Source organism: Heyndrickxia acidicola, from assembly GCF_001636425.1.
In the GTDB taxonomy this organism is placed as follows: Bacteria; Bacillota; Bacilli; order Bacillales; family Bacillaceae_C; genus Bacillus_AE; species Bacillus_AE acidicola.
The window spans coordinates 1,532,658-1,549,382 of sequence record NZ_KV440953.1 but is presented as its reverse complement, the minus strand read 5'-3'; the positions used below and the strand labels follow the sequence as shown (position 1 = coordinate 1,549,382).

The window sequence follows — 16,725 nt, the reverse complement described above, 5'->3', positions numbered from 1 at the left end:
TAGCTCCAGTGCCAATCGGCGTACAGATTCTAAGTTTCCTCCTTTGAAAAGTCAACATCAGTTCGTAACTTCCTCGCTGTGTTTTTTCTCAACTAAAGACTACAAAACCCTTACAAAATAAGCAAGGGGGTTGTCTTATTTTAGAAGATAAGGAAGCTTTTTTTGTTACAACAATTTCGAAAGAATTTTGATGTAAGGTATTCTAACATTATGTTGACAAAAAAACTCACATAACATAAAATGAAAGTAGTTAATAGAAAGTGAGAGATCATAATGGGTCGTAAAGAAATTCGCCGTTCTATGCCATTATTGCCAATTAGCATCGTTATGAAGTTAACAGATCTTTCAGCAAGACAAATTCGTTATTATGATGAACAGGACTTGATTTCTCCGGCAAGAACAGAAGGCAACCGCAGGCTCTATTCCTTAAATGACGTAGATGTATTGCTTGAAATTAAAGATTTGTTGGAACAAGGTATAAATATTGCTGGAATAAAGAAAATATTCCATATGAAAACTGTACAACACCATATAGAAGATGAAAAAAACAGTGGGAAAATCAATTCAGATCTCTCTGATGAGGAAGTAAGGAAGCTGCTTCGGCAGGAATTATTGCAAGTGGGAAGATTTCAAAAGCCCGGAATGCAGCAAAGAGAGTTTCCGCGTTTTCATTAAAACATTTCTTTTCTGATTTGTGTGTTCCTTTTTAAAGTTAATAATATATACTTTTGTGGAGTTTAAGGGAGGAAAGAAACAATGGCAAAATATACTCGTGATGACATAACTAGAATTGCTAAAGAAGAAAATGTAAAATTTATCCGTTTGCAATTTACCGACATTCTGGGAACCATTAAGAATGTGGAAATTCCATACAGCCAGCTGGAAAAGGCATTAGACAATAAAATGATGTTTGACGGCTCATCTATTGAAGGGTTTGTAAGGATTGAAGAATCTGATATGTATCTATATCCGGATTTGGATACATGGGTTATCTTCCCTTGGACTGCTGAAAAAGGCAAAGTTGCCCGTTTGATTTGTGATATTTATAATCCAGATGGAACTCCATTTGATGGTGATCCGCGTAACAATCTGCGCAGAGTATTAAAAGAAATGGAAGAACTTGGATTTACGAAATTCAATCTTGGACCTGAACCGGAATTCTTCTTATTTAAATTAGATGGAAACGGTGAACCTACTCTTGAACTTAATGATAATGGCGGTTACTTTGACTTAGCTCCTACAGATCTTGGTGAAAATTGCCGTAGAGATATTGTTTTAGAATTAGAAGAAATGGGATTTGAAATTGAAGCTTCCCATCATGAAGTGGCACCTGGTCAGCATGAAATTGATTTTAAATATGCTGATGCTATTACTGCCTGTGATCAAATCCAAACATTTAAGCTTGTAGTTAAAACCATTGCACGCAAACATGGGTTACACGCAACTTTCATGCCTAAGCCGTTATTCGGTGTGAATGGATCCGGAATGCACTCAAACTTATCTTTATTCAAAGGGAATGAAAATGCATTCTTTGATCCTAAGGGCAATTTAGAACTAAGTGAAACAGCTCATCAATTTCTAGCGGGTATCCTGAAGCATGCTACGAGCTTTACTGCTGTTACAAATCCGACAGTAAACTCATATAAGCGTTTGGTTCCAGGATATGAAGCACCATGCTACGTTGCTTGGTCTGCAAGGAACAGAAGCCCATTAATTCGTATTCCTGCATCCCGCGGCTTAAGTACACGTGTGGAAGTAAGAAGCGTAGATCCAGCGGCAAACCCTTATTTAGCCATGGCGGTATTGTTAAAAGCTGGCCTTGACGGAATTAAGAATAATCTGGAAGCTCCTGCACCAGTTGACCGCAATATCTATGTCATGAATAAGCAAGAGCGTGAAGAAGCAGGTATTACTGACCTTCCTGCTACACTTATCCAGGCTTTGGATAACCTTAAATCCAATGAAGTGATGACTAGTGCACTTGGTACACATATTCTTGATCACTTTGTAGAAGCGAAAGAGATTGAATGGGATATGTTTAGAACACAAGTACATCCATGGGAAAGAGAGCAGTACATGCAGCAATATTAATAGATGGAAGCCTTGGTATATAGTGCCAGGGTTTTTTTCTTTTGTGGGCAGAAAAGAAAGTGGACAGGTTATTTTCATACTGCCCACAAACTGCCCTCATAAAATGAAATTTACTCAACAATTTTAATTATATATTCCTCATATTCATTCATGCTCTTCTCTTCAATTTTTTTAGGTATACAAGCATATACATCTGCTGTAATTTGAATGCTGTCATGTCCAAGAAGTTCATAGGAAAATTTATATCTGCAAATGCAACTAACTCTATAAATAATTATTAGCCAGTAACGAGGAAAATTGAGGATGGGCAACCTTATTCCAAATACACATTTAAAAAAATGAAAGTGCAAATACATGAAATACTTGCTATTTCCGTAAACTAATAATCTTGGCAGGGGCAGATTTTGTATATTTAAGAGTCCTCCTCATATGGGGAGGACTTTGGGGTACAAAAATATGAGCTATGCTAAAATTTCTTTAACATACTTATACATAAACATAATGTGCAAATGTTTTTTGGAAAAGCTGCCTAGCAGCAATAAGCTTGACGGCATCTCCATTTTAATGAAGGAGAAAATTAGAAATATTATGAGTGGTTGTAGAATGGCATGTTAGGAAATAAACTGAATTAAATGACTGAAATACTGTTGAAAGGGGATTGATTATCCATGAAGCTGAGTGTTGAATGGAAAGGAAAAATGGCCTTTGAAGGAAGCACGCCATCAGGACATTTTTTGAAAATGGACGCTTCTCAAGAGGATGGAGGGCAAAACAGCGGGGCAAGGCCAACAGAAATGTTATTAAATGCTCTAGCAGGCTGTACAGGAATTGATATTATTTCTATTTTGGATAAGATGAGGTTAAATGTTTCATCCTTTAGTATGGAAGTAGAAGGAGAACGTGCTTCTGAACACCCCAAACGATTTACGGATATTCATATTCACTATGTACTTGAAGGTGAGCTTCCTGAAGAAAAGGTTCATCGTGCCATCACATTGTCAAAGGAAAAGTATTGCTCGGTTGCACACTCATTAAGTGCCGCCCTTACGATGAGTTATGAAATTAATGGGAAAAAGATAAAAGCTTAGTTTTTGAAGAGCAGCTTTGAAAAAAAACCTCTAATAAAAGTATTAGAGGTTTTCATTACATTAGTTAAAGCAAACAATAGCTCCTACAATGATTAACAAAATGAATAGTACAACGATTAAAGCAAAAGTATTTCCGCCAGTATATGCTGGATAAGCGTAACCATAGTTACATCCGCCAAAGCAGCCCATATGTTACACCACCTTTCTTCTGTTTATACAGTATATGTGCATTTGTCATAAGGGTACTAGGGGAATGCGGATACTTTTATTGTAAAATTTAACTGTAGCTGGTTTCTAAGGATCTTGCGAAATATGATTTGGAGAATTTAATGAAGGCTCTTTTTGTAAGCTTTGTTGCTATTGGACATAGTACTATCATAATAAATATATGTTCAGTATTAAAACTTGTGAAGAGCTTAAGAAAAATTGCTGAGAAGACAGACAACACTGAATAATTCTTTGTACGTAAAGCAACAATCTATACTAAACCAGCTTTAATAAAAAATGTGGAACTATTGTGGAAATAAAAAATCAGGCCTTCTTTAAAGAAGCCTGATTTTTTTTATTAAATTAAAGAACAAAATTAGTGGATGGCCTGTCTATATAAACCGATTACTTTACCAAGAATGGAAACACTGTTTAAAATAATGGGTTCCATGGTGGCGTTTTCAGGCTGTAAGCGGAAGTAATTCTTTTCCTTAAAGAAACGCTTTACAGTGGCTTCATCATCCTCAGTCATCGCCACCACAATATCTCCGTTGTTCGCTGTCTGCTGCTGTCTGACAATTACATAGTCACCATCCAGGATACCTGCATCAATCATACTTTCACCGACAATTTCAAGCATAAAAATGTTTTCGTCAGCTGGAGCAAGTTGTTCAGGAAGCGGAAAGTACTCTTCGACATTTTCTATTGCTGTAATTGGAAGCCCGGCTGTTACCTTTCCAACCAAGGGTACATTCATCACGTTTTGGCGAGGAATGTTATCATGCTCTAAATCTAAGATTTCAATTGCACGCGGCTTCGTCGGATCTCGCCTGATAAGCCCCTTGCTTTCAAGCCTTGATAGATGTCCATGGACAGTTGAACTGGAAGCGAGGCCTACTGCTTCTCCTATTTCACGAACTGAAGGCGGATATCCTTTTGCTTTTACTTCCTGTTTTATGAATTCCAGAATATCCTGCTGCCTCTTTGAAAGTTTTGTCATTTATTACACCCCGTTTTCATAATTAATATGAGAGTCTCTGCCTATGAATCTTTTATTTATAAATACACCTATGTATCTTAGCCAGCTTTATTTTGAATTAATTATAACATGTATATCTGAACAGTACAAACATAAGTTCGAAAAAACTGTTGACTAAAAACAAATGTTCGTATTATACTTTTCTTAACAAAGCGAACATACATTCTCGAAAGGGTGTTTTATATGACTACTTATATTAAGAATTATTCATATGCTATACTTTTTATTGTCATTTCATTTCTTTTTGGAATCTATGTCATATTCTCACTGAATGACGATACTTCCTCCTATGAAAGAGTAGTGGTTAAACAGGGACAGTCTATATGGGAAATTGCATCTATTTATGAAAATGATTATTCTATGTCAACACAACAGTTTATTAAATGGGTACAGGACCATAACAATATTGATAGTGAAACCATTAAAGAGGGGGATATTCTTACCATACCTGTTAAAATGAAAAAAGAATTTAAATTGCAGAACAAATTGGCACTGAAGACGGAGTAAGGACATCATGAATTCAATTATATACTGCAGGGTTAGCACGACAAAGAATACACAGGAAACATCATTGGAAAGGCAGCACGAAGAGCTTGTGGCTGCTGCTGGTAAATGGGGTTTTACAGTGGTAAAAGTAATTAAGGATCAGGCCAGCGGCTATGACCTTGAAAGACAAGGCATCCTTGAAATGCTTGATTATATTAAAGAAGATAATGTACAAGCTGTACTAATTCAGGACGAAACCAGAATAGGGAGAGGCAATGCAAAAATGGCATTGCTGCATGTTTTATATAAAGAAGGAATTAAGGTATACAGTTTAGCGCAAAACGGTGAATTGGAGCTTTCAGATTCTGATTCAATGGTGCTGCAGATTGTCAGCATGGTAGAAGAATATCAAAGAAAACTGCACAATATTAAAATAAAGCGTGGAATGAAAAGAGCGGTTGAAAACGGATATAAGCCTGAAAAAAACCTTAAGGGCCGAGGCAATGAAAACGGAAGAGATAGAAAAGATCTCCCTGTTCAGGAAATTGTCCGGCTTAGGATGAACGGATTAACATTTAACGATATAGCAGCTACTTTAAGAGGCTTTGGTTACAATGTGTCAAAAGCAACTGTTCACAGGAGATATCAAGAATTTATAGACTCCAGGAAGAATGATGATACGCTATAACCATGAGAGGCTTTTTCTTGCGATCTATTCCTTTTTCTAGTAACATTACGATATTCAAAACATTTCCGTTTACGTGTTTATATGTTGAAGGGGGAAGTGAGTATGCTATCTAAGGAAAAATTATCAAGAATCAGCGAATTGTCCCGAAAAGCAAAATCTGAAGGATTGACTCAGGAAGAAGCTAAAGAACAATCCAAATTAAGAAAAGAATACCTAGAGACTTTTCGTTCTTCTATGAGAAATACAATTGAGAATGTGAAGATTATAGATCCGAATGGAGAAGACGTAACGCCTGATAAAATTCGACAAGCACAGGTAAAGAAGAAGTTGCACTAAGATTTTAAAGATATGGTTATTAACGAAAAAAATAGGGTAAAGAAAACTGGAATGCTGGATGATTTCCAGTTTTTTTATTCTTTTGGCGATGTTCAAGCTCATTGTTGGAATGAACCTAATAGTCTTTGATGCAGATACGGAGTCTCTTGCTTAGAAAAGAGGGAAATCATCGGAGCTCTTCAACCGCCCGCCGATAGCATGACCCTGAAGTGGAAAACCACTGGCAAGATTAATAGAGTTATTTTTATAAGTATGTTTCGTTGCTGAAAGAAACGCCCATACATTGGTTAAGAGAATCTGTAATCTGTGGTACTTGTGTTTTGGTCAGCTAAATACATACTTTTTTTATGGTAAGGAATAATGAAAATATCATTAGTGTGACATGCTTGCTTTCAGTGGTGTATGCCTGCTGGAATGAAATTCTTTAGAAGAGAGGATGTTGAAAAGTGTTTGATAAAACAGATGATTTAGCGATCACAACCATACGTACGTTATCTATTGACGCAATCGAAAAAGCAAACTCTGGACACCCTGGCCTGCCGATGGGTGCTGCGCCAATGGTATATACTCTTTGGACACAATTCATGAATCATAATCCAAAGAATTCAAAATGGTTTAATCGAGACCGTTTTGTTTTATCAGCAGGGCATGGCTCTATGCTGTTGTATAGTTTGCTTCATTTATCCGGTTATAATGTAAGTATGGATGACATAAAAAACTTTCGTCAATTGGGGAGCAAAACTCCAGGACATCCGGAATATGGCCATACAGATGGTGTAGAAGCTACAACAGGTCCATTGGGACAAGGAGTGGCAATGGCTGTAGGCATGGCAATGGCAGAACGCCATCTTGCAGGTGTCTATAATAAAGACCATTTTAATGTAGTGGATCACTATACATATGCAGTATGTGGTGATGGAGACTTAATGGAAGGTATTTCGAGTGAAGCTGCATCTCTAGCAGGCCATTTAAAGCTTGGAAAGCTTATTATGCTTTATGATTCAAATGATATTTCATTAGATGGAGATTTGGATAAAGCTTTTACTGAAAGTGTTAAAGGAAGATTTGAAGCCTATGGCTGGCATTATCTCCGTGTAGAAGATGGAAATGATATTAATGCGGTGGCACATGCGATTGAAGAAGCCAAAAAGGAAACATCCCGCCCGACTCTGATTGAAGTAAAAACAATTATTGGCTATGGATCCCCTAATCGGTCAGGAAAACATACAGTACATGGTGCTCCGCTTGGCGAAGATGAGATGAAATTGACAAAAGAATTTTATAAATGGACATTTGATGAAGACTTCTATGTGCCTTCTGAAGTGTATGAGCGTTTTAAAGAAAGAGTTGTTGAAAAAGGATTGAAAAAAGAAAAAGAATGGGAAAAGCTCTTTCAGGATTATGAAAGTGAATATCCAGAATTAGCTGCTCAATTGGATAAAGCGATTAAAGGTGAGCTTCCAGAAGTCTGGGATAAAGATATTCCTGTTTATGAAGAAGGAAAAGCCCTTGCGAGCCGTGCATCAAGCGGAGAGGTAATAAATGCAATTGCTAAAAATGTTCCAACATTCATTGGCGGGTCTGCCGATCTTGCTGGTTCCAACAATACGATGATAAAAGGGGATAAAGATTTTACTCCGGAATCATACGAAGGACGGAATATTTGGTTTGGTGTTCGCGAATTTGGTATGGGAGGCGCCATGAATGGATTAGCACTCCATGGCGGATTGCAGGTTTATGGAGGCACATTTTTTGTTTTCTCTGATTATCTGCGCCCTGCCATCCGTTTGGCCGCTCTCATGAGCCTCCCTGTCACGTATGTATTTACTCATGATAGTATTGCGGTTGGTGAGGATGGTCCGACTCATGAACCAATAGAGCAGCTTGCTGCATTACGTGCCATGCCGAATCTCTCGGTTATTCGTCCTGCAGACGGCAATGAAACAGCAGCAGCCTGGAAATTGGCTTTAACGTCAAAGGATAATCCAACGGCTCTAATTCTTACACGTCAAGGTTTGCCGACTTTGAAATCTACTGCTTCAGTGGCTGAAGAAGGAGTAAGCAAGGGGGCATACGTAGTTTCTCCATCTGAAAAAGAACAAACAGATATTTTACTCCTTGCATCCGGTTCAGAAGTAAATCTGGCAATTGAGGCTCAAAAATGGCTCGCTAAGGAAAATATTTCAGCCTCTGTAGTCAGTATGCCGTCTTTTGATCGCTTTGAGAGCCAATCAAAGGAATATAAGGAAACTGTTTTGCCTCAATCAGTGAAAAAACGACTTGCTATTGAGATGGCTTCATCTTTTGGATGGGATCGTTATACAGGGGATGAAGGAGACATTTTAGCCATTGACCGTTTCGGTGCTTCTGGAAAAGGAGATAAAGTAATGGCTGAACTTGGATTTACTGTGGAAAATGTTGTTTCAAGGGTAAAAGAATTGCTTAAATAGAAGGATTTATACTATGAAGTATAACAGCCCCTCTTTCTGTTGGTGATATCACTTTCAGCAGATGAGGGGTTTTCTTTCAAAGCAAAAGTTATAATTGAAATTTTTCTTACGCTTTTACAGCTTTTATATTAATCTAGAATAGGGAGGTGAATGTTATGCTTCATGATATTCAGTTAGCAGGAAAAAGGGTAAAATTGTTGCCTTTAAAAGAGGAACATGCTGAAGCGTTGTTTTTCGTTTCGAAAAATCCCGATATTTGGACGTATTTTACAAGCAATCAGCCTCAGTTACTGGAAGACATTGAGCAATATATTGCAAAAGCCCTTTTCGAAAGAATGAATGGAAGTGAACTTCCATTTGTCGTTTGGGATAATGAAACAAATAAAATTGTAGGAACGACAAGATATTTGAATATTTCTATTCCCAATAAAACGCTTGAAATTGGCTGGACCTGGTATACTCCCGAGGTTTGGAGAACGAGGGTAAATACGGAATCAAAATATTTATTACTTCGATATTGCTTTGAGGAACTCAATTGGAATCGGGTACAATTCAAAACTGATGCTAGAAATGAGCGTTCCAGAGCAGCAATTTTACGTTTGGGTGCAAGCTTTGAGGGAACAATCAGGAGAGAAAGAATACTTGAAAATGGCCAGGTTCGAGACAGTGTTTTATACAGTATAATCAAAGAAGAATGGCCATTTGTAAAACAGCGTTTGGAAGCATTTTTGGAAGATGAGTCCACAATGGAAATTTTAACAAGCCACTAGATTATTTGCAGTGTTTATTTTTTTATTTGCTATTATTTCAATACTCATATTACCTTTTTAAAAGAGGGTGACTCAAAAAGCCGGGCTATGCCGCTGAATGGAGTCACCCTTTTTTTACTACTGAAAAAAAGGGGAAAAAGGTAGGGGGATTTTTCTATTTAGTTTTAGACTAGGCTACGCAGAAAATCACTTTAAACTAGTTCAAAAAATCAAGCCAGCCCGACCTATGGTAATCATTAGTACCTTATTGATGTGGAAGAAAGAATAGATAAGGGTGGCATATGAAAAAATAGATGTTAATCTTACACATAAATTGATTAATGAGTGAGCAGGTATGACAAACAGCGGTATATATATATGAGTAATACACACTGTTCGTTTTCAATCGAGGTTGATTGGAGCAGATACAAGAGACTCCTGCGGGATAAGCGTGTAAGTAGAGACCCCGCAGGAGCTTGCGAAGAAAAGGCTCCGCTACCACCCGCGGAAAGCGAGTGCCTGAAATGGAAATCAACTAACAGGAAAAAAAGGCTGCATCCAAGGTCATCTGATATCAGTGGACTTTTGGGACTGCCTCTTCTGTCTTAAATAAAGGTTGTTTTCGAATTAATTGTTGCTTTATGTATAAAGCTTAGCATCTTTATGAAAGCAATTCACAGGTTTTACCACAGAACCAATAGTCATCAATTTTCATCATTTTTTCTCTATAAGTGAACATTAGTTTTTGCATGTAAGACTAAAAGTAATGTAGTCCTAATGAGAAATGGTGAGTAAATATCAAGACTTTCGCTAAAAATGATAAAGAGGAGACCTTGCAGCAGAAAATGACAGACAAAAATAAATAAAATTTAAAATCATTACAGATTAACTGATTTTTCCTGTTTAAATCACTCATAAACTTTAACTGATAAGGAAACCTATTTATAGAAAGGAGTGGATAATAATGAACTTTACTGATTCTCCATATTCACCTGGCGAGGTAGTTTATGTCATTTATCGCAATCCCCATACACAAGATGTAGCGAATATACAAGAAGCGGCTGTTGTACAGGATCCTTCCCACCCAGGGCAGTTAGCCCTATTTTTATACGAAACATATTATCCTTTGTCTGATGAGTTCGCCATCTATCAATCAGAAGAGGAAGCAGAGCAAGCGTATGCTTATTATTTTGGCAGTATGGAATAGGGGGGAAGGATATGAGTAAAGGTAGAAAACCTTTTATGCCCCAGCTAGTTTATTTTGAACCAGATGCTCTTGAATATCCTTTGGGACAAACTTTATTAGAAAAATTTAAACAAGAGGATGTAGAGATTCGCTATACAACTTCCCATAATCAGGTTCGAAACCTCCCTGGAGAAAATGATTTCCAACGGTATCGAATAGCCAAATCCACATTGGTCGTGGGAATCAGAAAGACGCTTAAATTTGATACCTCAAAGCCTTCTGCAGAATATGCCATTCCCTTTGCTACTGGATGCATGGGACACTGTCATTATTGCTATCTTCAAACTACAATGGGAAGCAAGCCCTATATCAGAACTTATGTGAATGTGGAAGAAATACTTGAACAGGCACAACAGTACATGGATGAACGTTCACCCGAAATTACTCGGTTTGAAGCCTCATGTACATCCGACATTGTAGGAATTGACCATTTAACTCATACCTTGAAAAGAGCTATTGAATTTTTTGGAAAATCCGAACAAGGCAGACTTAGATTTGTGACAAAATTTCATCATGTAGATCATTTATTGGACGCTGAGCACAATGGAAAAACCAGATTCAGATTTAGTATAAATGCGGACTACGTTATTAAATATTTTGAACCGGGTACGTCACGCTTGGAGGATCGAATTGAGGCGGCAGCCAAAGTGGCGAAAGCAGGATATCCACTTGGCTTTATTGTAGCTCCTATTTATTTGCACGAAGGCTGGAAAGAAGGGTATAAACATTTATTTGAACTCTTACATGCCAAGCTTCCTGAGGATACTAAGCATGATATAACATTTGAACTGATTCAGCACAGGTTTACAAAGCCTGCAAAAAGAGTAATTCAAAAGAATTACCCTATGACAAAACTGGAACTAGATGAAGAAAAACGCCGTTATAAATGGGGAAGATATGGAATTGGAAAATATATTTATCCGAAAGAACAAGAGACAGATATGAAAGAAACTATTTCTAATTATATAAACGAATTTTTTCCAAAAGCTAAAATAGAGTACTTTACCTGAGATTCACCAAAGAAAGAGTAGTTTACTATCAAATTCATACTGCTACTAAAAGCAGCATTTTTATTAAAGAAGTAAACTCAATGAACAAAAATCTAATCGATATGGATCGGTTCATAGGAGCAGCGCTATGAAAAGATACTTTTTCAGCTTTATTATCGCCATTGCATTAGTGTGTGGTTTTCAAGTGAATACAAAAGCATTAAAAACTAGAGCGGAATATGAAAAAACCGGAAATGCAGTGTGGGATGTTAAAACAAATCAAAAAATTATTGCCTTAACTTTTGACGACGGACCACATTCAAAATATACCCCGCAAATCCTCAAATTGTTAGCAAAGTATAATGCCAAAGCTACTTTTTTTGTAACAGGGGAGAGAGTCGAACTATACCCAGACATTACAAGGCAAATATCAAAGGCAGGACATGAAATTGGAAGCCATACCTTTAGTCACCCCCGGCTTTCAAGGATTTCCGAGAACAATCTTAGGAATGAACTCCGACTTACTGAAGATGTGGTAGAAAGGATAACGGGAAAACATATAGCATTATTCAGGCCAGTCGGAGGTTATTATAATGACCTGGTTGTTAATACTGCTGCTAAGGAAGGATACCGTGTTATATTATGGTCCTGGAATCATGACTCAAAAGATTGGCAGAAGCCTGGCTTTCATCGTATTGTCATGAATGTAATACTGGATATTAAGCCAGGAAATATCATATTAATGCATGATGGGGGCGGAGACCGAAGTCAGACAGTGAAAGCTCTTAAATTTATTCTTCCTGAATTAAAGAGACAGGGCTATGAAATGATTAGTGTATCCGATTTATTATTAAGATCAGGATATGATGGAATTCCTGTTTATTTAAAATAAGTTCTTTAAACGTAATAAAAATGAAGTGGTCGTGAGTGCCACTTCATTAATCTATAATATGCTTTTTACTTTATTATGTTATTTATTGCTAGCAATACTTTTACTTTTACTTAGGCTCTGTTCGTAAACTTTGTTGCTAATTGACAAAAAATTATTTAACCCAGGTTTAGTATTAAATTTTTAAATAGGATGCGAAAAGGTGCCGCGAGGACAGACAACCCCGGCAACTATTTGTGAGAAAACAGCCTTTACTTATGCTAATAAAAACAAATTTCTCTGCAAATGTCTCATTATATTTTGATACATATTTACTCTGGAAGGATGTTTAATTCCATATAAAACATAGCTCTGTTAATCTTGCAGGTTGAATTAGGCTGCAGGTACTTGCTTCCCGTGGGGGGCAAGTAAGCCTTCTCTTAGGATCATCTCCCGGGGGACTCCATTCAGATCCTCTTTTCTATCCAGGAGTCTCGCACTACAGCTCCAATCAAAATAGGTGTAAATCAGGAATATTTGTTAACAAAGGATTAAAAATAGTATGAGATAACCGCAATATTTTATAAAAATACAGAAAATCCCCTTAAAAAGATGGTATTTTATATTACGGCAGGTATAATAAGAAGTAAACGGTTGTATTTGTAATTATATAGGCTATTTGACCATTTGTTGTAAACGACAAAAAAAGTAAACGGCTAAGACAGCTTGTGACATGAATTGCTCTGCTCATTCTCTATACTGTAGGGAAAGGAATAAATTCGGGAGTGAATGTCTTTGAGAACGTATCAAATCTATTTAATAGAAGAAGAGTTTGCTGACTATTTTTATGGAAGAGAAAGAATGTTCTTCGAGCTTTTTTCACAGTATCAAGTGGTGTCTGGACGCTTAAAAAATATAATTGAAAGACAAATTCGCTTTATTACAAAGCCTCTGCCGGTTTTGCATTTGCATCACTTATTAAATCAGTCATTTTTAAGAAATAAAGAATTCATACTCGAGGGAAGATACTATCGTTATGTGCTTCCCGAGTCAGATGACTCCGTAGAGCTTCTAATTGAAGATCACAGGCTCCAATTAAATGCCTGGGGAAACTATGACACGGAATCCATTTTTTTTGAAGAACTCCGTAAATTTGATGGCCGTCTATTAGCTGTCGATACAGAGCATGCACAATTCGGTTGGATTAAACCAGTAAAAACAAGAAAATACATTTGAAACATCATTGAAATATTGTAAAATGAATGAGGATTTAGTACACTGTAAGATAGACAACATGAAGGAGGAATAGTATGACTTGGGTAATTATCCTAGTAGGCGTAATTGCTTTGCTAGTTGGGGTTGCGATTGGATTTTTCGTCGCACGTAAATATATGATGACCTATCTAAAAAAGAATCCGCCAATTAATGAACAAATGCTAAAAATGATGATGATGCAAATGGGCATGAAACCATCCCAAAAGAAAATCAATCAAATGATGAATGCCATGAACAAACAGACAGGCAAGTAATAAAAATTGCCTAGGGCTTGATTTTATTTTAAAGGGATTTAAAAGGGTACAATCATAATGATTTTGGAATTATACTAGTCATTAAATCTTTGAATAGCCCTAAAGTGTATCTTTTATCAAGCTAATCCGAAACCACTTACTCGTTGGAACCGAAACCAGCGAAGAGTGGTTTTTTTGTTGTATACAGCCATTTGTCTCGTATAGACAAAGGTCTATACTCCTTCTACAAACAAAATACCACTCAAAAGTTGAGTGGCATCTATATTAAAATTTTCTTTTTTCATATTCCGGCTGGTTGTGTATTTTCCGTTAATGTATTCCGCAAAATATACATACTTATAATCTGTTTTTGTTATCTGAATGGTTTGTTCATTATTTATTTTATATTTTTGTCCAACTCTTAAATTCATTAAATCCTTCTCCTTAATTTTAAAGGCTCTGTTCATTCTGCCTGTTTATTTCGCTCAAGGTGCGCGTTTTCGAGGGGGGGCCTGCGCTTTAATCTAATAGGGCCAGGGCACCAAAATCAACTATAACGATCCGATTGTTCTATTAAATGCACACAATTAATAGTATCGGCCAATTTTTTTAGATGTTTAGGTGAAATGTATATCAAAAACGCCAATCATAGATTTGCCATGAGAAATTAAGAGTAGTACAACTAAAAGAAAATTACAACCATTTTTACACGGAGTTTATTTCTGGAATGTTTTGTTCTCCTCGTTTATGCAACGGCCGTTTCACAAGTTTTAGAACAAAAAATCTTTACTAATCCTGATTGTTTCATCTTATGTGATAAAACCTAATTACTAAATCCATTTTGAAAATCTGCTTAACTTGCAGGATAAGGTTTTCTGATTTTCCCCAGGGTTATAGGATATGCAAAAGTCAGAGTGGAAATTAATAGATAAATTTTAAAAAATCTTAAGGTAAATTAATATAGTTGAAAATAAGAAAATTCTGCATCTTACTAATGAAAACCACTTATTGTTTAAAACTTAATTTTGATGAAGAAACCGGATCAATTGAACCACACAGGCCCCATCTAGCCCGGAGCGGAAGTACACAGGCAGGAATAACAAAAATTAATTAAAAAGAGTATTTTAATATTTAAGAAAATATTGTAAAATAAGTAAAAAAACAAAGGTAGATGCATATGCATACATTATTATATTTAAAAAAATGCTTAATAGAAGAGAAGCTGTTTAAAGGAACACCATTAAAGCAGATTGCCTTTGAATTAGGTCTTTCGAACAGCTATTTATCTAATTTCATTGATTTTGTGGAGGGAAAGCCGGGTTCACATGAAGTAAAATTTGATACACTGTTAAAAATCATTAAAAGATATTGCCGAAACTCCAAAGATATACAGGATATAATAAAGGATTTTTCCAAAAGGGCTGCCAAGCCTCAAAACTTAAGAATGTTATTGGAGTTTGCAGATGAGCACCATGATTATGAATTTTTATCCTCCCTTATCAATCGCTGCAAAAAATCCAGCAACAGAGGTTTGGAATCCATTTCTAATCTGTACGAATTGCTCTATAAACGAAAAACTTCTCAAATACCGCTTAAAATATATCGTGAACAATTATCAGTATTAAAGACGGACAGCACCTCTGAAAGTGATTATCTTATTTTAATATTGGAGTCCTATATTCTTTATGACATGAGATCGTACAATTTATTAAAGCTGAATATTGAGCTGCTGGACTCTTTAGTGCAAAAGCTGGATTGCGAAAAATATCTGCTGCATCGTTATCACCTCCGCAAAGAAGAGATAAAAATGAGATATTTTTTGATGACAAACCAACATTATGAATGCAACCAGGTAGCAGATGCCATCATCCATTCATCAGATAATGAAAGGCTGAAGGGTTCTTCTTATTATTCAAAAGGCCTATCTTCTCTTTTTTCCTCCTTTCAGGAATCATTAGAGAATTTGGGGAAGGCGGAAGCAATATTTCAAAAGCTTCAGCATACAAGGACCCTTGAAGTTATAAAGCATTACATAGGCTTAGCTAAATGTATCCATGACAAAGCCACCCAGGAGGATCTTCCTCATCTAACCCAGCTGGACCGTATTTATTTTGCTGTTAAATCAGGCGATAGGCAATTAGCGCAGGAGCTGTATGGAATGTTTCTTCAAGATAAGGATCAAATTACGAAAGAGAATTTGCCCTTTCTCATTCTGATGAAAGGACTTATCGAAAAGGAAAAAGATATCCTATGGCAATCCTATGCTGAATATATTAAACAAGGGGAATTACTTTTTGCCAATCTTCCTTTATTGGAGCTTGAAAAAGCAGGGAGTAAACCGTTTGTTTTAGTTTAATAACTTATTATAACTTTAGGAGGCGGTACATTATGAAGTTAAAGAAAATTTTGTATTCTGTTGGATTGATAGCCATTTTACTTGCGAGCAGCAGCGTTGTTCTGCCAAATGGCGGACACGATGGGGACGTACCAATAGGGTCAACCTATTAATGGATAAGTAACAGGAATGACTTTTTGTGACTGGGTAAATATTTAGTCTTCAAATCTCATCTACGATTAAACTGATTCTTCCAGCTTCAGTTTAAGTGATTAAGGTTTTTAACCCCCTGTGATTTATAATTGAAAAAAAGGGTAAACAACTATGAAAGAATATTCAGGGAGTCAATAAAAGTTGAGAGAACTTGGACTGAAAGGAAAGAAGAATTATGGGTAAAATAACGAATATTAACATCACTAACATAGAACATAAGAAGGAATTAATGACGAATAAAAATGTCTTTGCACACGTAGTAAAGGGAGAACCCTTTGAAGTATTTGGCACTTGTGAAATAAATGGTGAAACAAAATACTTTGCCGTTACTTTTGGAGAAAAAGATAAAAATAAATCAATGGAAGAACTTAAGGAAATGATAGGAGAACAATTACTGGCGACAGTATGAAGATGAACCTGTTTGAAAAGTCG

Annotated in this window: 18 protein-coding genes; 15 read left to right on the top strand and 3 right to left on the bottom strand. The window is 36.4% G+C overall.

Going from position 1 to position 16,725, the window contains the following annotated elements; translation table 11 throughout:
• Nucleotides 1–273: 273 nt before the first annotated feature.
• The 3 genes from A5N88_RS07195 (at nt 274) to A5N88_RS07185 (ending at nt 3,179) form a co-directional block, all read left to right on the top strand.
• Entirely contained in the window at nt 274–675 is a 402-nt protein-coding gene (locus A5N88_RS07195) for a MerR family transcriptional regulator (protein WP_066264433.1), read from the top strand.
• Nucleotides 676–756: 81 nt separating this feature from the next.
• Nucleotides 757–2,091 carry a type I glutamate--ammonia ligase gene (glnA, locus tag A5N88_RS07190; protein WP_066264432.1) on the top strand — a complete coding sequence of 445 codons (1,335 nt, stop codon included), beginning with the start codon at nt 757–759 and terminating at the stop codon, nt 2,089–2,091.
• Nucleotides 2,092–2,759: 668 nt separating this feature from the next.
• Entirely contained in the window at nt 2,760–3,179 is a 420-nt protein-coding gene (locus tag A5N88_RS07185) for an OsmC family protein (protein ID WP_066264431.1), read from the top strand.
• 60 nt (nt 3,180–3,239) lie between these two features.
• On the opposite strand, the gene A5N88_RS24240 is transcribed toward A5N88_RS07185, so the two are convergent.
• Both A5N88_RS24240 and lexA read right to left on the bottom strand, forming a co-directional pair.
• On the bottom strand, nt 3,240–3,368 hold the full coding sequence (locus A5N88_RS24240) for a YjcZ family sporulation protein (protein ID WP_083953081.1): 129 nt from the start codon (nt 3,366–3,368) through the stop codon (nt 3,240–3,242).
• Between the two features lie 394 nt (nt 3,369–3,762).
• The gene (lexA, locus tag A5N88_RS07180) at nt 3,763–4,386 is read right to left on the bottom strand and encodes a transcriptional repressor LexA (protein WP_066264429.1); all 624 of its coding nucleotides are present in this window, start codon (nt 4,384–4,386) and stop codon (nt 3,763–3,765) included.
• Between the two features lie 222 nt (nt 4,387–4,608).
• Here lexA and yneA point away from each other — a divergent pair, with 222 nt between their 5' ends.
• The 10 genes from yneA to A5N88_RS07130 all read left to right on the top strand — a co-directional run bounded on the left by yneA (nt 4,609) and on the right by A5N88_RS07130 (nt 13,766).
• The gene (gene yneA / locus A5N88_RS07175) at nt 4,609–4,932 is read left to right on the top strand and encodes a cell division suppressor protein YneA (protein ID WP_066264428.1); all 324 of its coding nucleotides are present in this window, start codon (nt 4,609–4,611) and stop codon (nt 4,930–4,932) included.
• 7 nt (nt 4,933–4,939) lie between these two features.
• Nucleotides 4,940–5,599 (top strand): YneB family resolvase-like protein, encoded by a 660-nt coding sequence (locus tag A5N88_RS07170; protein ID WP_066264425.1) that lies wholly within the window; start codon nt 4,940–4,942, stop codon nt 5,597–5,599.
• A gap of 102 nt (nt 5,600–5,701) precedes the next feature.
• On the top strand, nt 5,702–5,935 hold the full coding sequence (locus A5N88_RS07165; protein ID WP_066264424.1) for a DUF896 domain-containing protein: 234 nt from the start codon (nt 5,702–5,704) through the stop codon (nt 5,933–5,935).
• 446 nt (nt 5,936–6,381) lie between these two features.
• Nucleotides 6,382–8,385, top strand: a complete 2,004-nt coding sequence (gene tkt, locus A5N88_RS07160) for a transketolase (protein ID WP_066264422.1) — start codon at nt 6,382–6,384, stop codon at nt 8,383–8,385.
• 155 nt (nt 8,386–8,540) lie between these two features.
• On the top strand, nt 8,541–9,155 hold the full coding sequence (locus A5N88_RS07155) for a GNAT family N-acetyltransferase (protein ID WP_066264421.1): 615 nt from the start codon (nt 8,541–8,543) through the stop codon (nt 9,153–9,155).
• Between the two features lie 943 nt (nt 9,156–10,098).
• Entirely contained in the window at nt 10,099–10,341 is a 243-nt protein-coding gene (locus tag A5N88_RS07150) for a transcriptional regulator SplA domain-containing protein (RefSeq protein WP_066264420.1), read from the top strand.
• An 11-nt stretch (nt 10,342–10,352) separates the two neighbouring features.
• The gene (gene splB, locus A5N88_RS07145) at nt 10,353–11,390 is read left to right on the top strand and encodes a spore photoproduct lyase (RefSeq protein WP_066264418.1); all 1,038 of its coding nucleotides are present in this window, start codon (nt 10,353–10,355) and stop codon (nt 11,388–11,390) included.
• A gap of 127 nt (nt 11,391–11,517) precedes the next feature.
• Entirely contained in the window at nt 11,518–12,261 is a 744-nt protein-coding gene (locus A5N88_RS07140; protein WP_066264417.1) for a polysaccharide deacetylase family protein, read from the top strand.
• 771 nt (nt 12,262–13,032) lie between these two features.
• Complete coding sequence (gene sirA / locus A5N88_RS07135) at nt 13,033–13,473, top strand: sporulation inhibitor of replication protein SirA (protein WP_066264414.1); 441 nt, start codon at nt 13,033–13,035, stop codon at nt 13,471–13,473.
• A 74-nt stretch (nt 13,474–13,547) separates the two neighbouring features.
• Nucleotides 13,548–13,766, top strand: coding sequence for a YneF family protein (locus tag A5N88_RS07130; protein WP_066264413.1), 219 nt, complete (start codon nt 13,548–13,550; stop codon nt 13,764–13,766).
• Nucleotides 13,767–13,978: 212 nt separating this feature from the next.
• Here A5N88_RS07130 and A5N88_RS07125 read toward each other — a convergent pair whose 3' ends face one another.
• Complete coding sequence (locus A5N88_RS07125; RefSeq protein ID WP_066264412.1) at nt 13,979–14,176, bottom strand: hypothetical protein; 198 nt, start codon at nt 14,174–14,176, stop codon at nt 13,979–13,981.
• Between the two features lie 746 nt (nt 14,177–14,922).
• Between A5N88_RS07125 and A5N88_RS07120 the strand changes: the two genes are divergently transcribed.
• Entirely contained in the window at nt 14,923–16,101 is a 1,179-nt protein-coding gene (locus A5N88_RS07120; RefSeq protein ID WP_066264411.1) for an AimR family lysis-lysogeny pheromone receptor, read from the top strand.
• 367 nt (nt 16,102–16,468) lie between these two features.
• The gene (locus A5N88_RS07115; RefSeq protein ID WP_066264410.1) at nt 16,469–16,702 is read left to right on the top strand and encodes a hypothetical protein; all 234 of its coding nucleotides are present in this window, start codon (nt 16,469–16,471) and stop codon (nt 16,700–16,702) included.
• Nucleotides 16,703–16,725: the final 23 nt, after the last annotated feature.

Bases quoted from the DNA above. Each gene is read 5' to 3' on its own strand.
- A5N88_RS07195 (WP_066264433.1), top strand. From the start codon at position 274: ATGGGTCGTAAAGAAATTCGCCGTTCTATGCCATTATTGCCAATTAGC.
- glnA (WP_066264432.1), top strand. From the start codon at position 757: ATGGCAAAATATACTCGTGATGACATAACTAGAATTGCTAAAGAAGAA.
- A5N88_RS07185 (WP_066264431.1), top strand. From the start codon at position 2,760: ATGAAGCTGAGTGTTGAATGGAAAGGAAAAATGGCCTTTGAAGGAAGC.
- A5N88_RS24240 (WP_083953081.1), bottom strand. From the start codon at position 3,368: ATGGGCTGCTTTGGCGGATGTAACTATGGTTACGCTTATCCAGCATAT.
- lexA (WP_066264429.1), bottom strand. From the start codon at position 4,386: ATGACAAAACTTTCAAAGAGGCAGCAGGATATTCTGGAATTCATAAAA.
- yneA (WP_066264428.1), top strand. From the start codon at position 4,609: ATGACTACTTATATTAAGAATTATTCATATGCTATACTTTTTATTGTC.
- A5N88_RS07170 (WP_066264425.1), top strand. From the start codon at position 4,940: ATGAATTCAATTATATACTGCAGGGTTAGCACGACAAAGAATACACAG.
- A5N88_RS07165 (WP_066264424.1), top strand. From the start codon at position 5,702: ATGCTATCTAAGGAAAAATTATCAAGAATCAGCGAATTGTCCCGAAAA.
- A5N88_RS07155 (WP_066264421.1), top strand. From the start codon at position 8,541: ATGCTTCATGATATTCAGTTAGCAGGAAAAAGGGTAAAATTGTTGCCT.
- A5N88_RS07150 (WP_066264420.1), top strand. From the start codon at position 10,099: ATGAACTTTACTGATTCTCCATATTCACCTGGCGAGGTAGTTTATGTC.
- splB (WP_066264418.1), top strand. From the start codon at position 10,353: ATGAGTAAAGGTAGAAAACCTTTTATGCCCCAGCTAGTTTATTTTGAA.
- A5N88_RS07140 (WP_066264417.1), top strand. From the start codon at position 11,518: ATGAAAAGATACTTTTTCAGCTTTATTATCGCCATTGCATTAGTGTGT.
- A5N88_RS07130 (WP_066264413.1), top strand. From the start codon at position 13,548: ATGACTTGGGTAATTATCCTAGTAGGCGTAATTGCTTTGCTAGTTGGG.
- A5N88_RS07125 (WP_066264412.1), bottom strand. From the start codon at position 14,176: ATGAATTTAAGAGTTGGACAAAAATATAAAATAAATAATGAACAAACC.
- A5N88_RS07120 (WP_066264411.1), top strand. From the start codon at position 14,923: ATGCATACATTATTATATTTAAAAAAATGCTTAATAGAAGAGAAGCTG.
- A5N88_RS07115 (WP_066264410.1), top strand. From the start codon at position 16,469: ATGGGTAAAATAACGAATATTAACATCACTAACATAGAACATAAGAAG.